Annotated in this window: 1 protein-coding gene; it reads right to left on the bottom strand. The window is 71.4% G+C overall.

Annotation, left to right across the window (positions count from 1 at the left end; all coding sequences use genetic code 11):
• A partial coding sequence (locus tag VR45_RS41790) for an acyltransferase domain-containing protein (protein ID WP_045945221.1) occupies positions 1-290 on the bottom strand: 290 nt, incomplete at both ends.

Genomic DNA, 290 nt, shown 5'->3' with positions numbered 1-290 from the left:
GCCGTCCGTGAACGGCTCCAGCGCGAACGCGCACTCCGCCATCTTCTCGGCGAACACCGGCGAGAAGTCCAGGAGTTCGCGCGCCATGCCGATCCACTGCGAACCCTGACCCGGGAACACGAACACCGCACCGTTCGCCGCACCCGGTACGACCCGGCCGGTGATCGCCCCGGCGGAGGCGCCGGCGCTGCTGAACTCCCGCAGCCGCTCGACCAGTTCGTCCCGGTTGCGACCGACCACGACGGCCCGGTGGTCCAGCAGGGCGCGACCGTTCGCGAGGGTGAACGCGA

Origin of the sequence: Streptomyces sp. NRRL S-495 (assembly GCF_000966955.1) — a bacterium.
GTDB lineage: Bacteria > Actinomycetota > Actinomycetes > Streptomycetales > Streptomycetaceae > Kitasatospora > Kitasatospora purpeofusca.
This window is presented reverse-complemented; position numbering and strand designations above follow the sequence as displayed.